Annotated in this window: 21 protein-coding genes and 1 pseudogene; 6 read left to right on the top strand and 16 right to left on the bottom strand. The window is 67.2% G+C overall.

Annotated features, from left to right (window positions below):
• Positions 1 to 13: 13 nt before the first annotated feature.
• Positions 14 to 733 (bottom strand): histone, encoded by a 720-nt coding sequence (locus GA0070622_RS10620; RefSeq protein ID WP_245666174.1) that lies wholly within the window; start codon positions 731 to 733, stop codon positions 14 to 16.
• A gap of 648 nt (positions 734 to 1,381) precedes the next feature.
• On the opposite strand from GA0070622_RS10620, the gene GA0070622_RS10610 reads away from it, so the two are divergent.
• Both GA0070622_RS10610 and GA0070622_RS10605 read left to right on the top strand, forming a co-directional pair.
• On the top strand, positions 1,382 to 1,753 hold the full coding sequence (locus GA0070622_RS10610) for a hypothetical protein (RefSeq protein ID WP_091572826.1): 372 nt from the start codon (positions 1,382 to 1,384) through the stop codon (positions 1,751 to 1,753).
• Positions 1,750 to 2,235 (top strand): roadblock/LC7 domain-containing protein, encoded by a 486-nt coding sequence (locus tag GA0070622_RS10605; protein WP_091572823.1) that lies wholly within the window; start codon positions 1,750 to 1,752, stop codon positions 2,233 to 2,235. The genes GA0070622_RS10610 and GA0070622_RS10605 overlap by 4 nt, the downstream gene beginning before the upstream one ends.
• Before the next feature lie 151 nt (positions 2,236 to 2,386).
• Here GA0070622_RS10605 and GA0070622_RS10600 read toward each other — a convergent pair whose 3' ends face one another.
• On the bottom strand, positions 2,387 to 3,310 hold the full coding sequence (locus GA0070622_RS10600; protein WP_091572819.1) for a hypothetical protein: 924 nt from the start codon (positions 3,308 to 3,310) through the stop codon (positions 2,387 to 2,389).
• A 100-nt stretch (positions 3,311 to 3,410) separates the two neighbouring features.
• Here GA0070622_RS10600 and GA0070622_RS10595 point away from each other — a divergent pair, with 100 nt between their 5' ends.
• Positions 3,411 to 3,641, top strand: coding sequence for a hypothetical protein (locus GA0070622_RS10595; RefSeq protein WP_091577133.1), 231 nt, complete (start codon positions 3,411 to 3,413; stop codon positions 3,639 to 3,641).
• A gap of 186 nt (positions 3,642 to 3,827) precedes the next feature.
• On the opposite strand, the gene GA0070622_RS10590 is transcribed toward GA0070622_RS10595, so the two are convergent.
• The 9 genes and pseudogenes from GA0070622_RS10590 to GA0070622_RS10550 form a co-directional block, all read right to left on the bottom strand.
• Positions 3,828 to 4,457 (bottom strand): hypothetical protein, encoded by a 630-nt coding sequence (locus GA0070622_RS10590; RefSeq protein WP_091577131.1) that lies wholly within the window; start codon positions 4,455 to 4,457, stop codon positions 3,828 to 3,830.
• A 32-nt stretch (positions 4,458 to 4,489) separates the two neighbouring features.
• On the bottom strand, positions 4,490 to 5,707 hold the full coding sequence (locus tag GA0070622_RS10585; RefSeq protein ID WP_091572815.1) for a tyrosine-type recombinase/integrase: 1,218 nt from the start codon (positions 5,705 to 5,707) through the stop codon (positions 4,490 to 4,492).
• A complete protein-coding gene (locus GA0070622_RS10580; protein ID WP_069088959.1) occupies positions 5,707 to 5,889 on the bottom strand; it encodes a helix-turn-helix domain-containing protein in 183 nt (60 codons plus the stop codon). The genes GA0070622_RS10585 and GA0070622_RS10580 overlap by 1 nt, the downstream gene beginning before the upstream one ends.
• Positions 5,886 to 7,639 (bottom strand): annotated as a pseudogene (locus GA0070622_RS10575) (replication initiator). The gene GA0070622_RS10580 and the pseudogene GA0070622_RS10575 overlap by 4 nt, the downstream one beginning before the upstream one ends.
• The gene (locus tag GA0070622_RS10570; RefSeq protein WP_091572810.1) at positions 7,636 to 8,181 is read right to left on the bottom strand and encodes a DUF2637 domain-containing protein; all 546 of its coding nucleotides are present in this window, start codon (positions 8,179 to 8,181) and stop codon (positions 7,636 to 7,638) included. Before GA0070622_RS10570 ends, GA0070622_RS10575 begins: the two are co-directional and overlap by 4 nt.
• Entirely contained in the window at positions 8,178 to 8,369 is a 192-nt protein-coding gene (locus GA0070622_RS10565) for a hypothetical protein (protein ID WP_091572807.1), read from the bottom strand. Before GA0070622_RS10565 ends, GA0070622_RS10570 begins: the two co-directional genes overlap by 4 nt.
• Before the next feature lie 5 nt (positions 8,370 to 8,374).
• A complete protein-coding gene (locus tag GA0070622_RS10560; protein ID WP_091572803.1) occupies positions 8,375 to 8,629 on the bottom strand; it encodes a hypothetical protein in 255 nt (84 codons plus the stop codon).
• A gap of 6 nt (positions 8,630 to 8,635) precedes the next feature.
• A complete protein-coding gene (locus GA0070622_RS10555) occupies positions 8,636 to 10,165 on the bottom strand; it encodes an FtsK/SpoIIIE domain-containing protein (RefSeq protein WP_091577128.1) in 1,530 nt (509 codons plus the stop codon).
• A gap of 355 nt (positions 10,166 to 10,520) precedes the next feature.
• On the bottom strand, positions 10,521 to 10,916 hold the full coding sequence (locus tag GA0070622_RS10550) for a transcriptional regulator (protein ID WP_091572799.1): 396 nt from the start codon (positions 10,914 to 10,916) through the stop codon (positions 10,521 to 10,523).
• Between the two features lie 849 nt (positions 10,917 to 11,765).
• Between GA0070622_RS10550 and GA0070622_RS10545 the strand changes: the two genes are divergently transcribed.
• A complete protein-coding gene (locus tag GA0070622_RS10545; RefSeq protein WP_425412759.1) occupies positions 11,766 to 12,215 on the top strand; it encodes a hypothetical protein in 450 nt (149 codons plus the stop codon).
• On the opposite strand, the gene GA0070622_RS10540 is transcribed toward GA0070622_RS10545, so the two are convergent.
• From GA0070622_RS10540 to GA0070622_RS33030, 4 genes are all read right to left on the bottom strand, one after another.
• Complete coding sequence (locus tag GA0070622_RS10540; protein WP_245666173.1) at positions 12,199 to 12,975, bottom strand: glycosyltransferase family 2 protein; 777 nt, start codon at positions 12,973 to 12,975, stop codon at positions 12,199 to 12,201. The two genes, GA0070622_RS10545 and GA0070622_RS10540, sit on opposite strands and share 17 nt — an antisense overlap.
• Positions 12,963 to 13,784 (bottom strand): GntR family transcriptional regulator, encoded by an 822-nt coding sequence (locus GA0070622_RS10535; protein WP_091572794.1) that lies wholly within the window; start codon positions 13,782 to 13,784, stop codon positions 12,963 to 12,965. The genes GA0070622_RS10540 and GA0070622_RS10535 overlap by 13 nt, the downstream gene beginning before the upstream one ends.
• A gap of 133 nt (positions 13,785 to 13,917) precedes the next feature.
• Entirely contained in the window at positions 13,918 to 14,220 is a 303-nt protein-coding gene (locus GA0070622_RS10530; protein ID WP_245666172.1) for a hypothetical protein, read from the bottom strand.
• Positions 14,221 to 14,254: 34 nt separating this feature from the next.
• Complete coding sequence (locus GA0070622_RS33030) at positions 14,255 to 14,587, bottom strand: hypothetical protein (RefSeq protein ID WP_245666171.1); 333 nt, start codon at positions 14,585 to 14,587, stop codon at positions 14,255 to 14,257.
• A 548-nt stretch (positions 14,588 to 15,135) separates the two neighbouring features.
• On the opposite strand from GA0070622_RS33030, the gene GA0070622_RS10520 reads away from it, so the two are divergent.
• A complete protein-coding gene (locus tag GA0070622_RS10520; RefSeq protein ID WP_176710441.1) occupies positions 15,136 to 15,558 on the top strand; it encodes a GntR family transcriptional regulator in 423 nt (140 codons plus the stop codon).
• Between the two features lie 413 nt (positions 15,559 to 15,971).
• Positions 15,972 to 17,525, top strand: a complete 1,554-nt coding sequence (locus GA0070622_RS32000) for a hypothetical protein (protein ID WP_141684546.1) — start codon at positions 15,972 to 15,974, stop codon at positions 17,523 to 17,525.
• A 23-nt stretch (positions 17,526 to 17,548) separates the two neighbouring features.
• On the opposite strand, the gene GA0070622_RS10515 is transcribed toward GA0070622_RS32000, so the two are convergent.
• Positions 17,549 to 18,433: a DNA adenine methylase gene (locus GA0070622_RS10515; protein ID WP_091572783.1), complete on the bottom strand. Its 885-nt coding sequence runs from the start codon at positions 18,431 to 18,433 to the stop codon at positions 17,549 to 17,551.
• Between the last annotated feature and the right edge of the window lie 651 nt (positions 18,434 to 19,084).

Raw genomic sequence — 19,084 nt, 5'->3', positions numbered from 1 at the left:
TGAGCGGTCGGGGTCAGGCCCGGCGGGCCGGGGCCTTGCGGGCGGTGGTGGTCCGCTTGGCCGTGGTGGTCTTGCGGGCCGGCGCCTTCTTGGCCGCCGTGGTCTTCTTGGCGGCGGTGGTCTTGCGCGCGGTGGTGGTCTTCTTCGCCGGGGCCTTCTTGGCCGCCGTCTTGCGCGCCGCGGGGCGCGTCGAGGCGGTGGTCTTCTTGGCCGGCGCCTTCTTCGCGGCGGTGGTCTTCTTCGCGGCGGTGGTCTTCTTCGCCGGCGCCTTCTTCGCGGTGGTCGTCCGGGCGGTGGTCGTCTTCCGGGCCGCCGTGGTCTTCGTGGCCGCCGTGGTCTTCCTCGCCGCGGTGGTCTTCTTCGCCGCCGTCGTGGTCTTCTTCGCGGGCGCCTTCTTCGCCGCCGTCTTCTTCGCGGTGGCCTTCTTGGCCGGCGCGCTCTTGGCGGTGGTCCTCGTGGCCGGCGCCGTCCGACCGGCGGTCTTCTTGGCCGCGGTCTTCTTGGCGGTCGTCCTGGCTGCCGTGGCCCTGGTGGCCGGCGCCTTGCGCGCCGCCGACACGACCTTCTTGGCGGCGGCCTTCTTCGCCACCGCCTTCTTCGCCGGCGTCCGTCCGGCGCCGGCGCCCGAGGCGTTCGGCGACGCCTTGGTGACCGTCGTCGTCCTGCCCGCGGTGGTCCTCTTCGCGGTCGTCCGTTTCGCGGCCGGGCGGGTGGCCTGCTGTGCTTCGGCCATCTCGGTTCCCTTTCCTGGGGACGTGCTCTCGCCCTCGCGGAGCACGGATCACCTCGACGCGGGCCCTCCCGCGCCGTCTAGCGGCCCTCCCCGGCCCAACGGGCGTCCTCGGCATCCCACGCTTCGTTACGCTCCCGCACCTGCTGCAAGGCGTTCTCCGCGTCGGCGGCTGAGGCGTACGGTCCGAGAACGTGCCTCGCGGGGCACACGTCGGCATCGGTCTCGACCCGGTGGTGTCGCGTGCACCAGTAGTAGTGCCCACCACTTCCGTCGTCGCTCATGCGATCACTGTGCACCGGGAACCGCCCGGCCGCCACCGGAACGCCACAAATAGTCGTCGCCCTCTCCACATTAGACCTGGTCGTGGCGGTCGCGACGGGGAACGACGGAAGACGGGGCACGCGGGACGACACGTCCCCGCTCTAGCAGCAGGAGGCAGGATCGACCATCCGACGGTGAGTCCCACTTACGGGACCGGCGGCCGAGCCGGGGGCTCCGCTTCGGTGGATCATCGCCCGAGCCGGTGCCGGGCGGACGGCGTTGTGCAAGCCTCGACGGAGCATATTCGCGGGAGACGTCGGCTGTCAGCCCCGCCGGACACCGCGAGCGGGCCCGCCGGCGCATCCCGTCAGACCTGGGGAGAGAACCGTGGGCAATCTTGACGTCGCGTTGAAGAACGCGATGAGCATCGACGGGGCGATCGGAGCCGCGCTCGTCGACTACACCAGTGGCATGACCCTCGGCGTGGCCGGGGGCACCGGCGAGATCGACCTGACCGTCGCCGCCGCCGGCAACACCGACGTGGTCCGGGCCAAGCTGCGCACCATCGAGATGCTGAAGCTCGACGACGAGATCGAGGACATCCTCATCACGCTCGGCAGCCAGTACCACCTGATCCGACCGCTGAGCAACCGCACCGGCAAGGGACTGTTCCTCTACCTGATGGTGAGCAAGAGCCGGGCCAACCTCGCGATGGCCCGGCATCAGCTGCGCGTGATCGAGGAGACCCTGGAGCTGTGAGCCGGGTGGACGACCTCCCCCGCCGTACGCCGGCCCGGGCCGGCGCCCTGCCACCCCCGCGCACGCTGCCGCCCTCGCTGGCCGGCAACCCGGCCCTGCCGTACCCGGCCATCGGGCAGGAGCTGTCGGCGCTGCGGCTGCAGATCCCCGGGGTGCACGGCTGTGTCCTCGGCGGCGTGGACGGGCTGCTCGTCACGCACAACCTGCAGAACGGCGCCGACCCGGACGACCTGGCGGCGCTGGCCGCCACCATGTTCGGGCTGGGCCGGCAGGTCGGATCCCGGCTGGGCCAGGGCGACTTCCAGCAGTCCACCGTGCGCAACGAGGGCGGCTATCTCAGCGTCTACGCGGTGAGCCCGCAAGCCCTGCTCGCCGTGGTCGGCACGGACAGCATCAACGTGGCGCGGCTGCACCTGCACGCCCCGACCACCGCGGCCCGCCTGGCCGACCTGCTCGACGGCGTCACCCCGACCACGACCTGACCGGCGCCGGTCGCGCCGGCCCCAGCGGTCGGCGCGACCGGCGCCGGCCCGTACCCGTGCCCTCCCCCGGAGGGGGACCGACGGTCGGCGATCCCGCCGGGGCGGACGGACCTCGGTCCTCGCCGCCTGTCGAGCTGATATCACCAACGACTCAGGCCGCGACCCGCACCCGACCGTCCGCGTCACCCGCCGCCGCCCGCTGCCGGGCGGCCATTCCCCGGCAGCGGCCGAGCAGGGCGAGCGTGACCAGCACCAGCGCGAAGCCGGCGAACTCGTGGTCGAGCAGCCAGAAGAACTGCACCACGACCAACTGCAGCACCAGGGCGGACGTGAGCGCCCCGAGCGCGGACGCCCGCCGGCCCGCCGCCCACCGGATCAGCCCGACGGCGGTGACGAGCAGCGCGGCGACCGCCGCCGCCAGGTGGGCGCCGCGCCACAGCCCTGGCTCACGGGACAACAGCACCAGCGGCCGGCCCAGCGAGAACACCGCGAGCAGCCCGACCGCCACCACGGTGGCGCGGTCCAGCGCGGGCGTCCGAGTCGTTCCCGACATCAGCTCGACAGGGGTACGCAGGCGGTCCGGCCACCGGAAGCCCGGCCGGTGGACGCCACCCGCCGCCACCGCGTACGCCAGGGCCTGGGCCGCGTTGGCCCGCCGTTCCCGCTCGGTGGGCGGCCGACGGCCCACCACGAGGAGCACGAACACGCAGGCGGCGAGGAACGTGGCGTGGATCAGCGCGGCGACCGGCTCGTAGAAGTAGTCGTGGTCCCGGGTCACGAACTTCCCCACCTCGTCGATGAACAGCCCGAAGCCCACGCCGGCCAGCACCGCGGCGGCGGTACGCACCGCCCGGCCCAGGAAGAGCATCGGGAGCAGGTGCGCGACGAGCATGCCGAGCCCACCCCAGAGCAGGTGCGCCACGTGCAGGTCGCCGGAGCCGAGCTGCGGGAAGCCGGTGGCCGCCAGGTAGAGCCGGGTCACCGCCACGGTGAGCACGGCGGCGACCAGGAAGAGCCGGAACCGGCGTACGCCGTCGGCGTCCCGGAGCGGGCGGCGCGGTCTGGGCAGGCTCATGCCTCCGATCCTGCGCGGCGGGCACGCCGTCCGACATCCGGAGCAGCACCCATGATCCCCCTAGGGAGGGCCACGTCCCGGGTTCGTCATGCTGTCCTCCATGGGCCACCGTGACGACCGGGAGTCCGACGTGCGCCGGCTCCTCGACGAACTCTGCGTCAAGCTGGGCTTCTGCCTGCCACCGGAGGAGAGGCGCCGGCTCCGCGAGTCGCCTCCGGGTGGGGTGGACGGCTTCACCGACGCGATCTTCGAGGCCGAGGGGATGAGCGGCGGCGAGCACCCGGACCTCCGTCGTCAGGTACGAGAGGTCGTCGAGCGGCACATCGGTTGATGGGAGGGACTGGCGGTCACGTCCGAGAAGGGCGGTAGCGATGCGATCTCCGGGGCGACAGGGCGACGGACGAGTCGACCTGTACGCCGGATTGTGAAGGGTGCACGCACTCTGAGCAGGCGTTTCACCCTCCTGACACCCTCCCAGGGCGTCGCCAGGGCGTCAGAGAGGACCACGCCGCCGCCCTCAGGCCGTCTGAGGTCGAATCTTGGCGGGGTCAACATCCCACCGCAGAACGACCCCCGACGAGTGGTCACGGATGATCGTCACCGGGTAGACGTGACCCGCCGCCCGCTCTCCCCGGTGCCGCATCGAGTGGTCACCCTCGCCCCAGCCGATGCCGAGAAGGGAACAGCCGGCGACCTCAACCGCGCCGACGTGCAGCGGATGCTTCTTGGCGGACCGGCGAAAGTTGTCGTAGTCGGTATGCGGCGGCACGGAGAGGCCGACCCACGAATCGAGTGCGACGGCATCGCCCAGGACCATGCCGCACCGGTCGGCCGGAAGGTCACCGAGCAACCGGCCGGCGCTCTCTCCGCCAAGACGAACCTCAAGCATCGTGATGGCAGCCTCACCGAAGAACGGGGACGGCTGGGTAGCCGCCAGCACGGGTAGGGGACGGTTCGCTTCGACAGGTACGGCGACCGCCTCGAACAGCCATTCCTGGATATGGCCACCACCGGTGGCAGCGACCGCCGCTGCACGATCGGAAAGCTGCTCGCCAACACTCGGCCAGATGTAGTCGAGGTGCCCGACCGTCGCGAGGACCAAGACACCGGATGGAGCAGCGACCACACCCAACTCAACGAGTTCCACCCGGACGAGTCTGACCTTCAGGTACCGCGCTGTCACGAGCGTGATCCTGGCCCTTCAGTGGCTGGCCCAAACAGGTTGTCGATCGCGTTGCGGGTGCGTTCCTCGCTGGCCGGCATCAGGTGCGTGTAGACCCGGAGCGTGAAGCCCGGGTCGGCGTGGCCGAGGTACGACGCGAGGGCCTTGATGCTCTCCCCCGCGTCCAGCAGCGACGAGGCGTAGAAGTGGCGCAGCGCGTGCATGCCGGTGGCCCGGGTCGGCGTGATGCCGGCCGCCCGTACGGCCGGGCGCCAACTCTTGTCGTCGAAGGTGTGCCGGTTGATCGCACCCCGGCGGGTGGTGGTGAACAGCAGCGGCACAGTCACCCGCTCCTCATCGGCCGGGTTCTCCCACGGCAGGGTGAGCACCACCGGCGGGAAGTCGTCGATGTGTTGATGCAGCACCAGGGCGACGGAGTCGGGCAGCGGTATCCGGCGGTCCCGGTCGTTCTTGGGCAGGCCGAAGACGAGCCGGGAGCGGACGAGCTTGACCTGACGCGTGACGTGCACCCATCCCGCGTCGAGGTCGATGTCGTCGACGCCGAGCCCCAGGATTTCGCCCTGCCGCAGACCGCAGCCGGCGCCCAGGTCGACCATCGCCCGGTACCGCTGGGCGAGGCCACCGCGGATTGCCGAAACCTGGTCGTAGCGCAGCGGCACTATCCGGCGCTGCACCGGTCGCGGCGGGGTGACCGACTTTGCCGAACAGGGGTTCTTCGCGATCCGTTCGTCGTCGACGGCCGCGCCGAGGATGGTCCGCAGGTGCGCGAAGATGACGGCCCGGGTCGCCGGGGCCAGCTTGCCGACCAACGCGGCGTCCCACTCCCGGATGTGACCCGGCTTGATCGACGCCAGTTGCCGAGAGCCGAAGAACGGCAGCAGGTACTTGCGTACCCGATGCTCGGTGACCTCCCGCGTCGACTCGTCGAAGGAACGGGTCCGCAGCCACGTTTCGGCGTACTCGGCGAAGGTCATCCGGCCGGCGAGCGGATCGACGTAGGAGCCCCGGAGCTTGTCCGTCTCGGTGGAGACCATGAACGCCTCAGCCTCACGCTTGGCCCGGTCCGGGAAGGACTTCTTGCGTTCCTTGCCGTCCGGGCCGATGTACCGCACCCGGTAGCGCAGACCCTTGCCGAACAGTTGCGTCTTGACCCGCTCCTTCCGCCCGCCCTCGTGACGCAGCGTCTTGTACCAGCGATCCTCGACGTGCCCCATCAGGCCGCCGCCTGCTCGCGTACCCAGGCCCGGACCGCTTCCGGCTCGTAGCGCAGGTGTCGGCCGACCCGGGCCGCCGGCGGACCGTACTTGACCTTGCGCCAGCGGTACAGCGTCTCCTGCGGGACCCGGAGGTACGCCGACACGTCCCGAACCGTCCACAGCTCGTCCTTGGCCATCACAGCCCCTCCCCCGTCTTGTCGTCCGCTTCCGTCGTCGAGGCGTCTGCGGGGAGCTGGGCGGCGCGGTCCTTAGCGGCGAGCAGTTCGGAGCGCCAACGGGCACGTTCGCTGATCGACCGCAGCAGCCGGTGAGCCATCGCCGGCACGTCCGGATCATCGGGGCGGGCGAGTTCCCAGGCGTGGCGGACCGGTTCGACGGTGGCGCCCTGGTCGTCAACGCCATCGAGTCCGACGGTGACGCCGAGCAGCGCCCGCACCCAGGCCCGCACGTCGTGCTTGTGGTCGGAGAGCGTCTTGCCGGACCAGTCGCGGGAGATGAGGATGCGCCGGCCGCCGATGCCGAGGGTGTCCCGCTGGTGGACCTTGCCCTTGCAGCGGCCCGGCTTGAGCTTCGCGTGCGCCTTCTTCGGCGCGACGCCGTACAGCAGCCAGTTCGCGCACCGGTCGGTGCAGGGGGTCACGCGCAGTTCCCGCCACAGCCGGTCCAGATGTGCCCGCTGCCGGTCGGTGGTGGCCTTGTGGCAGTCGCCGGTGTGTTTGGTGATGTACTTCGTGACGTACCGGATGGTCCGCTCCGCGTCCTCGGTGCCGGGCATGACGCCGCGGGCGTCGACCTGGGCGCCGAAGCGGACCACGTGCACCGGTTCCGCGTCGGGTTCCGCGTCGATGGCGTCGAGCGCTTCCGTCCAGGTGGTCAGCGGCTGACGAGTGTCCGGGTCGACCCACGCCGAGGCGTCCTCGTCCCACACCGGAGGCCGCTCGACGGTGTACCGCGCGACGTCGACCGCCGGCCACCACACCTGGTGATAGGTCGCCGCCGCGACGGTGCGCAGGATGTCCCGGGAATCGTGCCCCGGATAGCGAAGTGCGCGTGTGGGGCGAGTCGGCGTTGCGGCTCGACGCAGCCGGCGTACTGGACGTTCCAGCCCTCACACCGCCGCAGGTTCTGCCAGAACCGATCCAGCAGCCGAGGGAAGTGCACCGCGTCCCACGCGGCACGGCGGTAGTCGTACCGGTCGGGGTTGAGCGGGGTGCCGTCGGGGCGGACCGGGCCGTAGGAGTCGAGGGTGAGCGTCAACCACATCGACGGCCGGTAGGTGGCCCCGTCCGCAGCGGTGTACGTCCTGCCGACCGTGCGCGCCTCGACCTTGCGGCGAGGCAGTTCCGGGGCGTCCTGACGCCGTCGGGTGGAACGCTTGCGGCGCGGGCCGGTGTCGTCGTCGCCCTGGTCCTCGTTGACGCTGGCGTGCGGAGGGGCGACGCGTCCCCGGAGCCCTTCGGCCGCGATCGCTTCTTCCACTTCGCGGATCGCCTCGTCGAGGTCGTCGACCTGGTCCCACTGGCATGCCCGGGATGCCTCGTCGCGGGAGAACTCCAGGTGTGCGCGGAACAGGATCAGGGATTCCTGTTCCTCGGTCGCCGGTTCCGGGGGCGGTAGTGGTTCGTCGTCGCGGTGCCAGCCCTCCCGGATCTGGGCCTGACGCAGCCGGCGGTTCTTCTTCGCGCACGGCGCGCACTTGTCCTCCCGGGTCGCGCCGCAGGGCAGGTCGATGACCTCGGTCAGGCCGGTGTCGAGATCCGTGCGGCGCATGGCGAGGGGGCGTACGCAGACGCCGTACTCGGCGGCGATCTCCTTGAGCACGTCGACCGAGCGAGGGAGCGCCATGCGGGCCGCCCGCGACCCCGGCCGAGGAGCAACCGGGGTCGGCGCGGCGGCCGGCGCGAGGCCGGGCAGGGTCAGTGCGGTCATCGGATGATCCCGACGACGTGCGGCCGGTTGGACTGGACAGCGCGCGGAGGCAGCACCGCCGGCACGACGGGCGACGCCGGCACAGTCGGGCGGGCCGGCTCAACATCGGTGGCTTCCGCCAGCTCTTCGTACCGGTACGCATCGGGCTGGTCTGACTCGACAGCCGGCGGCGTGACTGGAGCGTTGGACAGGACGACCTTCACCAGGGCGAGGAAAGCCAGCGACGGCACCGCCGCCACGACCCATCCCCACACCGACGGATGGGCTTCCGCGACCTGGGCGGCGAGGGACAACAACGCGAACGCCACCAGCAGCGAGCCCACCAGGCCGACCGGTCGACCGGTACGACGGCGGGCGCGCAGTTCCAGGCCGAGGTAGATGGTCATCAGCTCGACCGCTACGGCGTTGGCCCAGCCGATCCAGTTGGGTTGGCCGTGGGCGACGGACAGGTCGTGGACGTGGGTGAAGGCGGCGGCGCCGGCCATGGCGCCGATGGCGAGCAGGATCGCCAGGCGTACGGCGGATTCGGTGCGCTCGGTCATCGCCATTCCTCCAGCGGCTTTTCGCGGATGGTGAGGTCGATGTGGATGCGCCGGTCGTTCATGTCGGGGCGGCGGTTGACCATGTGGGCCAGGCCGTGCAGGGCGGCGGCGGTCTGGTCGGCCGGGCCGACGAGGCGGATGCGCAGCGGACGGCGGAGCCGGTTGACGATGCGGGTGAGGGTGGTCATCGCGATTACCTCCTGGCCGGTCGGATGTCGGTGCGGATGTAGTCGGGAGGGGTGCCGAGGGTGGCGACGGCTTCGGAGAGGCAGCGCCACAGCGCCCACGCCTCGTCGGGGGTCAGGGACATCCGTCGCCGGCCCGCACCGACCGCGAGATAGACCGGGTACGGGTCGGGCCGGTCGGCGTCGACGCGGACGGACACAGCGGTGGCTGGTTCCGGGGTGCGCAGCCGGTAGAACCGGCGACCGTTCGCAGGGGTGGTCACCGCGGCTCACCCCCCGCCGTCGGAGTCGAGGAGGTTGCGCAGCGCGTCGGGCAGCAGCGGCCCGGAAGGCTTGCGCGACAACGGAATCCGGACCGGTTCGGTGGCGGTTTCCCGGCCGACCTGGGCGAGGATGTCCGAGGCGTCAGCCGGCGCCGGGAAGCGCTGGGCCATGTCGCGGATGTCGTCGTCGCTGACGTAGGAGAACCGGACCCGCATCGGGTCGGGGGTGCCGTCGAGGATCACGTACCCGACGCCCTTGGCCCATCGGGGCATCTGATCCGCGAGCGCACCCCGGTTGCGGGCACCGTCACCAAGGACCATGTCGACCTGTGACGCCTCGGTCAGGCCGAGCGCGATGCGGGTCGGGAACAGGTCCCTAAACGGCAGCACCTCCTTACGCGGGTCCTGCAACGCGGCCACCACCAGCACGCCGACGCCCGCCCCCTGCGACAGCAGCACCCCCAACGAGGCGGCGATGCGCTTGCGCAGCTCGACATCCTGCAAATAGGCGGTCAGCGCGGCCATCTCGTCGACGACGACCACGACCAGCGGGTCAGCCTCGGTCGGCGTATGCACCCGAACCCTTCCGGCCAGGCGGGTTTGACGCTCCCGCAGCACGGTCACGGCCTCGTCGAGCAGGTCCGCCATCGCCTCGAACGACTTGCAGGCGAACCGGGCGAACATCGGCCGGCCGAGCGCGAACTCCATCCCGCCCTTCGGGTCGACAACCCACAGCCGCACCAGCCCCGAGGCGACACCGCCGCCGAGGACCCGGACCAGCGACCACAGCACCGAGCCCTTCCCCGACCGGGTGGCGCCGCCCACCAGGACGTGAGTCGCGAGCAGATGCAGCGGCCAGGGGCGCAGGTCCTCCCGCCGGGCCAGCGGCAGCGCGGTGAAGTCCGGCACCGCCGGCACCGGGAACGGCGGCACGAGCGTGCGCAGCGCATCGGTACGCACCAACGCCACATAGACCACCGTCGGCCGGTCCCGATACCGCACCCGATCGACCAGCCGCAGCACCCACGCACCCCGACCCGTACGCGTCGGCGGATCACCGGGACGTTCCGCGTAGACCCGGGCGTGCCGGCGGCCGAAGGCGTACGCCAGTTTCGCGCTCATCCGCTGGAACTGCTCCGGCGTCTGACCCCGAACCATCCGCACCGTCAGCACATCGAGGGCCTGATCCGAGCGGACCCGCAGCAGCTCAGGGAGCACGTGCCGGCGGTCGAACGTATCGGTGAGCCCGCAGAGTGTCATGGCCTCACGCCACACCCGCCGGTAAACGAAGATTCGCCGGAACGACCCGAGCAGCGGACCCGCCAGCCAGGTCCACCAGGACGACTCATCGCGCCAGCGCCACACCGCCGAGACCGTCGACACCACCACGAGCGGCACCACCAGGCCGAGCCAGTCGAACTCGACGTACAGCCACAGCGCCAGGACCACCGCGCCGGTAGCCACCGGATGACGCAGGCACCACCACAGCACCCGCCCGGACCAGCGCAGCACCAGGCCGAGCACCACCGCCCACATCGGCAGTTCGAACCGCCTCGGACGGAACACGATCAGGTCACCGGTCGAGGTCGTCACCACCTCACCGCGAGGCCGCCCGATCACTTGGCACCCCGCAGCGACACGAACCGGCCCGACGCATCCCGGACCGGAGGAAACGGAAGCACGAGCTGCCCCACGCAGCCGTCACACCGGCCGTCGGCACCGGTGGCCGGATCGAACCGGGACTGACACGCGTCACACCGAGGCCAACCGCGGCCAGCCGGACGCATACCCTTGGACACGTCACTACCTCTCTCGACAGAGCCGGGGAAAGAGACAGAGGGCGGGGCTGCCGTCCGCCAAGACCTGACAGCCCCGCCCCCACCAAATGCGGCTACGCCGCCGCCTTCTTGGTCATGCCCGCTGGCGCCCGCAGCCCACTCGCGCGCAGCGAGTACGCCATCCGGTTGTTGTTGCTCACGTACGGCGTGACCGTCATCCCGTCGAACTCCACCGCCTCGAACGGCGCACCCGTCGGCGGCACCGGCTGGTAATCGGCGGAGATCTTCACCGTCGTCTCCCGCGAGCGCTTCCCCAGCTCGGGATCCAGGTCCATCACGCGGACCTGCCACACCCGCTGGCCGGTCAGCTTGTCCTTGGCCGGGCTACGCCGGCCCGTCTTCTCGTCGTAGTCCTCGACCTCACCCATCGACTCGGGCACCAACGCGCACCCAGCCGGGAACACGTCCTCGAACCGCACGGCGAACCGGGTTCCGCCTCGCAGAGCCATCGCTCAACCTCCACTTGTTAACCTGTCTGCCAAGTTGCAGTCCAAGGTAGACGGCACTTGGCAGACAAGTCAACAGGTCTCGTGGAGGGGTGGGCGTAGGCCGCCTACCGCGGTTCGCCCAACTTGCCGAAGGGGTCGAGGTACGCGAGTAGCCCTCAGCTCAGACCCACCTAGAAATCCGACTAATCTTCGGTAACGGTCGGCACCGGAACGCTGAGGCCAAAAATTTGGCACTTCATGTCACCAAGGATTTGGTAGTTCTTACAACTATCAAGTAAGGTCTTGGCCGAGGCGGCGAAGGCCCCAATCGAGGTCTTCGAGACGCGTTAAACGTTCAACTCAATAACCTGGCGATCAGCGGGGTGATCGACGCCCTAGAGGCCACCCCAACAGGGCGAGGGCCGCATGCACGTCACGAGTGCAATGCGACCCCCGGGGGCTGGAATGTGCGATCAGCTAGCCGGACAGCTAGGCAGGCCGGCCCCCGTTACCACCCTGGAACCAGTCCGTGACCAGGGAAGCGATGATGGGCGAGACCAGCCGGACGTACCAGACCAGGTCATCCCGTAGACAGCTTCCTGAGCGGGACTGATTTTTGGGCTTCCGCCGTCGAACGCGATATGAGTCCTTCTCTCGTTTCACAGACAGCTTGCTCCTCCTCTTGATTAGAATGATCCTCTCATTAGATTGAGAGAATTGTTCACGCCGAGCCACTCGGGCATTCGGGTGAAGCGCAGCCAAGATAATAGCGCGACACCGCAGCAGGTTCGCAAATCTAACAGGCGCTCACATTTGTGTGCATCCCCGGACCACGCTGCAGAACGTGTACCCAGTAAACTGAGCGGCATCATGGTCAACAAGCGTGGCAATATGTCCATAGACAGTGATCATTCAAGGCCCGGCGGAGTAGATGACCTGACCGTCCAAGCCCTTGGGGAACTCAGCAAGGCGTTAGAGACCGTGCATCGAGCCCGCGGACACTTGTATGCCCTTCATCAGCTCGTGGGCGGCGCAGACCTGACCCTTGACCGGGCGGTCGAACTACTACGTCAGGCAGGCCACGATGTGATGGCCAGCCGTGTGGAACGCGAGCTGTTGGGTCGCAACGTGCTCCCGGGCCGCTGGACCTTCCAGATCGTGGAGGAGTTCGACGACGGTTACTACGCCGCGTTCCAGCAGATCGAGCGGGAAGCTCGGGAGGAGCTAGCCGGCGGCCGGCGGCACATCTACGAGGCGGAGTCGAAGGAGCGGCGTCGTACCCACGGCATGCCGGGGCATGAGGCTACGCCAGAGGAGTGAGCGGTAGACCGTTCGGCAGCATCGAGGCCAGGGCTTTAGCTCTGGCCCCGATGATCCTCATTCGCGCCTGATACTCGGCCGGTTCTCGGTGCGCTGCCTGGCTGGTGACCTGGCCGGGCCACTTGCGGTAGAGCAGCCCGTACTCCCGGGTGAAGTAGCCGGCGCTGACGGCGTTGGCTGCGAGCAGTAGGCCCGTGTCCTCGGAGGCGGGAAGCGCCATCCAGCCGCCCAGGGCGAAGACGAGATCCCGCCGCAGGCACAGCGTCGCCGGGTGCACCGATGCCCGGTAGTCGTTGGCTTGCCAGAACGACAGGACTGAACCGCGGTCGACCACCCCGCCGGCCGGATCCTTGTCCCAGCCGGCGGTTGACCCGTCGGGCAGCAGATCGAGTACCCGCGAGGTGGTCCAGCCGATCTGTGGGTGCGCGTCGAATGCGGCGATGTCCCGGGCGAGCGCACCGGGGGTCAGCTGGTCGTCAGCGTCCAAGACCTTGATGAGGTCACCCGAGACCCGGGAAAGAGCGAGGGTACGGGCGACGCCAGGCCCACCGGGACGGCCGGTGCCGAGACTGATCCGGGGATCGTCGGGCAGCGTGTCGGCCAGGGCGCCGGTCTGTCCGTCCTCCTGGACGAGCCATTGCCAGTCCCACCCGGTGGGCATTTCCTGCTTGGCCAACGACTCGTAGGCACCGGCAAGGTGCTCGATGCTGGGCGCGTGGACCGGAGTGACGACGGAGACGAGCTGCGTCAAGTTTTCCACCGTTGGAGTTTGTGGGAGTAGACGAGCTCGGTGCGGTCACCGGGCATCACGACGTCGGCGACCTCGACAACGCGGCCCGCGGTGTCGACGGAGGTTTTCCGGACGGTGAGGACGGAGACGCCCGGGTCGATGTCCAGGAGTTCGGCCTCGTCCGGCGACGGCGGACGTGCGCGGATCTCGTCGTCGATCCGGTCCAGCTCGATGCCGATGGTGTGAAGCTGGTGCTGTGTACCGCCCGGCCACGGCTCCTTGCCCTCGTCGAGCAGGTCCGGGTTCGCGGCCACCAAGTCGTACGGCAGGTACGAGTACGACACCGTCAGCGGCGCGTTCTCATGCCGGGAGGAAGTCCAGTAAACCCGGCGCAGCAGCGGCGTACCCGAGTCAACCTGCAAGGCCGCCGCCATCTCCATATCGGCTTCCACGCGGGTGTACTCGGCGTGAAACTTAAGATCATCGACGGTCAGGCCGGTGTCGTGCTCGGTGGCGCCGGTCTTCAGCCTCTCGTCCTCGTCGAGCAGGACCCGATCCTTCTCCCACTGGTAGCGCTCGGCGTTGCGTCGGCGTACCCGTTGGCGGGGTGCCCGCACGTAGGTGCCGCGTCCCTGCTCGGCGCGGACCAAGCCCCACTCGCGGAGCTGCCGGATCGCGTTACGCACGCTGGTCCGAGACAGGCCGGATGACTCGGCAAGCTCGGTTTCACTCGGCATCAGGGTGCCGGGAGCCAGTTCTCCGCCCATGATCTTTGCCCGCAACTCTTCCGCGAGTTGCAGGTATCGAGGGCGCCAGTCCCGGCCTTGCACACCGGTCACCGTACCCCCTAGACGTTCCAACGTCTGCCAGGTGGTCCCTCTGGCTGGGCGTTCTGGGATCGGGGCGACCGGAGGCGCAGGCCGCTTGGTCTGTCGCCCGGCCAGGGAGGGCGGCCGGCCGGTGCGCCGGCGGTCAGGGATGCTCATCGCGCTCTTCCAGGTGTAGGCCCTTGGTCATCATCACCAGGCGGACGTAGGTCAGTTCGTAGATGAGGCGGTCCAGACGAACCCGGTCGAGCAGGACGGGCTGGGTTGCTCCGTCGCGGGTGGCGTCGAGCTTCACGACCAGGTCCCGTCGCCCGAACCGGTCGAGCAGCATCTGAACGCTGACCCACCCCGTCCGCTCCTGACCAACGGTGGCAAGGAAGCCTCGGTGCATCGGATCGTTCGGCCCGCACCCTTGGCACCACGCGGGACATCCGACGATGTCGGTCACCGACCCCAGGGCGTACTCCGGCGTACTCTCTGAATCAGTCATCATGGCTCCCGAGATCTCCACCGGCCTCGACCACCAGGCCGCTGAGGCGCTCGATCAGTTCAGCGGCCTGCGTCAGGGACAGCTCAGCCCAGCCGACGCCCGCCCGACACGACGCGTGCACCGCGATCAGAGGCGTCCGAACATCAACGCCGATGAGGTACGCGACCACCATGCCGCCCGCGCGAGCGTTGCCGACCCGATGCATCGCACCGCGATGGTGGCGAGTCATCTCCGTCATCAGCGGCGGCACGAGGCGACCGCAGCGATCGGGGGCACACCAGTCCGGATGGTCCGTGACGCCGGCAGGCTTGTTCGTCGGCGTCACCGCGGCCACCGCCCGACGCCGTCCCGGTAGACCTGGACTCGCACGATCGGCGGGGTAGGCGGCACTGCGGACGACTCCCGTGCCTGCTCGACCGACCATCGCGCCGACATCGGGACCGCCGGGCATGCACCCGGTGGGACATTGCCCTTGGCTGACCGCGTCGGGTACCGCCTTCGGGGCCACCACAGGGAGAGCCTGCGGCGTCGTCGAGGACGGCTGGACATTGAACCTCCACAGGTAGAAGAGAGCCGGCGGCCGACCACGGGGGAAATGCAGCCGGCCACCGGCTCGAATGAAGGCACGACGCACCGTCCGACCAGGACGGGTCGGGTATCGCCGAGCCAATTTGTCCGCGCGGCTACCGCAACCGGTCCGACAGGACGCCGCGCGTCAGGTGCGGCCAGGGCCAGCACGAGACCACCCCTGACACGAGCCGTCACCCTGGCCGCACACCACGAAACGTATCTACAAGTGGATGAGTTGTCTAGGCGTCGAAAAGGGCCTCTTAGTTGGCGCTTGGTAAGACAAGTGCCAGGTACGGTGAGCAAGTGCCCACCCCGCACTACGGACAGCCCCGCTACCGCGTCATCGCCACTGAGCTGGAGAGACGTATTGAAAGTGGGGTTATTCCGCCCGGCGCCCTCTTGCCAGCCGAGAGCGTCCTCACTGCCGAGTTCAGGGCAAGTCGCGGGACGATCCGCCAAGCCATAGCGGTCCTGCGCGAAGCCGCCCTGGTCTTCACAGAGCACGGTCGCGGCACCTATGCAAGCCTGCGCCCGAAGGGCAGAAGTGCAGCCAGAGGCAGTCAGGCAGAGGCTAGATCGCGGGAAGTCGCCGCAGACTCAGAGCTTGCGGCCATTTTCGCCGTCGAGGTCGGCACGGCTCTGGTCGAGCATCAGAGCATCGACCGCAAGGACGGAGTCGTCGAGGCAGTGGCCAGAACCTACCGATTGCTTCGACCAAGCCGCTAGACCTTCTTACAGCTCCAATGCGCCCCTCATAAGCTACTCCCATTCAGGCATGCTCTCCTCGCAAGCGGGGTCGACCCAGGCATACATCGGCTCGCATGCATCTCAACTTCCAGTGCTGCACCTCGACAGGTCGCAGGCCGCCAGCGATGCGACAGATTTGGGAGAGCACGCTTCTGTCGGCCAGCGGACAGAAATGCCGGAGCGCCCCCTTGCGTGCGCGATAATGCGCGCCCCACTCGGCAGCCATCCCGCCGTAACACTTCGTGAGGCCGCCTAGGACCGGCACCATGCACGGGATGGTCAAGCCCTCATCGTTCGACTAGGGTATCGAAACTGGTGCACTAAGGCCCCGAATCGATAACTGGCCAACTTTGGCGGCCAGCAGGAGGGGGTCGGTAAGGAGATGCAAGAGAATGGGAACGCGTTGGCCGATCGAGGATCGGGAGCTTTACGAGCTAGAGCTCGACCTTCGCAATGTCAGAATTCCAGCCGAGACTATCAACGAGTCTGCGATCGCGAACTACCTCGTCGAAGCAGAGGATCTCTTAGACTTGGTGCGTGACATTCTCCGCGACGGTTACTTGGACAACGACTTGCCCGTTGTAGTGCTGGAAAACGGCCGGCACGTTGTTGTAGAGGGAAACCGACGCATCACTGCGCTTAAGGCTATTCAAAACCCTGGGCTGCTCGGGAAGTCCGCCCCGCGAGTTGAGCGACTACTGAGCCGCTATCCCGACGCCGACAAGCCGACACAAGTTCGGGTGATGGTGGCGCCGTCTCGCGAAGCAGCCCAACCACTTTTGGCAAGACTGCACACACGGAATGCGAAAAAAGCTTGGCTGCGTGAGCAGCAAGCCGTCTTCTACCATTCCCAATTGTCATCCTCAGTCTCTGTCGACGACCTGCGTACAATCTACCCGATTGGGACCACCCCGATCGCCAGCTTCATTCGAATGGGTGAGATGCGTGAGCTGATTCGCGGCATGAAGTTCGACGATCCAGGCCTCGAAGATTTTGTCAAAACAAGCCAGTTGAAGATGGCTTCATTCGAGTATGCCTATGAGCTACCCAAGATCCGGCAGGCCCTTGGTCTCAACTTCAACAAAGATGGGCTACTAGCCGACAAAGAACTGTCTGAGGGGCAGCGTCGCGGCCTGATGTACCTACTAGGAGAATTCCGTGCCAAGAGGCTGAATACTCGGTCCCCTGAACTCAAATCATCCAAACCGGAACATGACATTTTGGTAGAGCGCCTGCACCAACTTGTCGGCGTTCTTGAGACCGGGACGTCAAATGCGACAGGAGTCGAGGAATCAGCTCAGGCAAGGCAGCACGGGCCAACTGATGGATTCCAGCCCGGCTCCGACGCGCCAAATGGGTCAGAACGCAACATCGGCGGCAGTCCCAAACCCGGAACTGGCTCGACTGGTGGCGAACATAGCGGTGGGACGGGCTCGGGGACAGGGCCGGGTGGACCAGCTAATCAGACAGGTTCAACAGAAAGGCAGCCAAGCCCGCGTGGCCCCAACCGGGGCGAAACTCGTTCAAGACTTGACATGGAAGGCTTCGAGTACAAGGGGTCTTCACCGGGCTTGCGGCGGCGATTTGAGGAGTTGCGACGCCTGGATGTCCGAGATTTTCCTAACGCCGCCCATGATCTGCTACGCACTGTACTCGAATGCTCCATAAAGGACCACTTCGTGACTGTTCGACATGTGCGGCTAACCGGCAGGACGTTGGGCTTCTGCATGACGGAGCTAGCTTCTGCGTATCAGACCGATCAGCGAATGACATCGCTAATAAATGCGGTCAATCGCAAAGGCAAAATGCCGGCAGCTCAATATTCCGGGACCACTCTTTCCCTAAATGCAAGCAACCACGAGCCCGACTCATTCGTCGCAAGTGTGGACGCCCACGAAGCGTGGGATCGCATCAAGCCGATCTTGATCGAAATCGTGGGAAGCTAGTCAACACACTAAACCCTCCGGCGCTAGACGGGAAGCAGTTGACGAGCCATAGGGCGCGAGGCGATGAAGAGCTCTCGTGCCCTTCCCGCTCGATGAGCGCTATAACTGAGTTGATACTCCCTGACATGACAGTCCTTGTACAGTTGACGAACCAGATCAGATGGGTCGTAGGTTACTACCCAGTTACCGTCGGGATTACCATTAAGGACCTGCGCAAGATCCGAGTGATCCCGGTGAGTAAACGCATTTAGATAGAGACTTCCACCCATTTCGACATACGGCGGATCGACGTAAATGAAGGTGGAGCCATCCTCAACAAACTCCTTCACAATCGACATTCCATCGCGACCAAATACAGTAATGCGTGAGGCAAGCCCGCCAATTATAGCTACCCGCTCAGCAAGTTGGTCTCGATTGAATCGGGCATCAATTTTGTAATTTCCGTTCTGATGGACACCGCCAATAGGGCCGGCATGAAGTATGCCGGAGCGGTTAGTACGATTGAGGTAGAAGAAAGCGAAGCCCAGCGACAGTGGATCTGTTTCGTCCGCGTCCCGGTAGATTTGCTTCTGTTTCCGCCACTCTTCCACATTCAACGGCGTATCACAGATTTTAGCGGCGAAATCGTGGGGCTTGGAGGTAACCGCAATCCAGAAGCAATAGACGGCAGGATCGATGTCGTTGATAACTAGTTCCTGAACCACATCACGCTTCAGCAAAGCGATTCCAGCGCCTGCCCCACCAGCGTAAGGCTCGACATAACGGGCGGAGTCGGCACCGAGCCGACCGATGAGCTCTTTGAAGAGGCCAGCAAGCGCAGCCTTACCGCCTGGGTACCTGAGCGGGCTTGCCGCTGCGGTTCTCCCCCATGCCCTAACCTCTAGAGGCGCGGTACTCGACCCTGTCACCTGCAACCTCCCTGAGCAATGTTGCCGACGAGCTTGGTGCCGTGCGACAGCCGCTGCTTGATGTCAGCTTGGCGACCAAGTGCACGAGCAGACACAGGGAACGCGCTCCCCGTATCGCACAGACTGATGGATCTTCCGGGTGGACCGCAAGTATTCGGCGCATGATCACCTCGGACCACCCCCCTTCGCCTGCTCTTACGCGCGAAAGGGCGGAACTGTACGCCGAGGGCGTTCGAGCGGCACGACATCGGCGCCTGGTCGCCCCGCCTGATCCCAGCAGACGCGGTTGCGGCTCGGTCAGCCAGAAGTTCCGCAGCGGGCGATCTTGTCCGGCCGCCAGGTGCCCGCCGGCGGCCAGTTGGGGTATCACCGTTGCCGGGTCAGGCACGGCCGCAGGGCACCGCAACACTGCTGAGCAACGAAGACATCGGCTGGTCAGACCTGCCAAGCTAGTTGCGCGGCTAGCCGTACAGCAGGTTCCTGTGTCTAGACCCTGGTGGTCACATACTGTGCCGTGGTACTGTCCTCGACACGGAGGCGGGTGCAGCCCTAGGGACTCACAGTTCCAGCCTTCACGAAAACGGGAGATCTGGGTTCGAATCCCAGCGCCACCCTTCCTTGGTGGATGTAGCTCAACTGGAAGAGCCCCGC

Source organism: Micromonospora sediminicola (genome assembly GCF_900089585.1).
Classification (GTDB): domain Bacteria; phylum Actinomycetota; class Actinomycetes; order Mycobacteriales; family Micromonosporaceae; genus Micromonospora; species Micromonospora sediminicola.
Note: the sequence above shows the minus strand (reverse complement) of the source record. Positions and strands in the feature narration are given on the sequence as shown.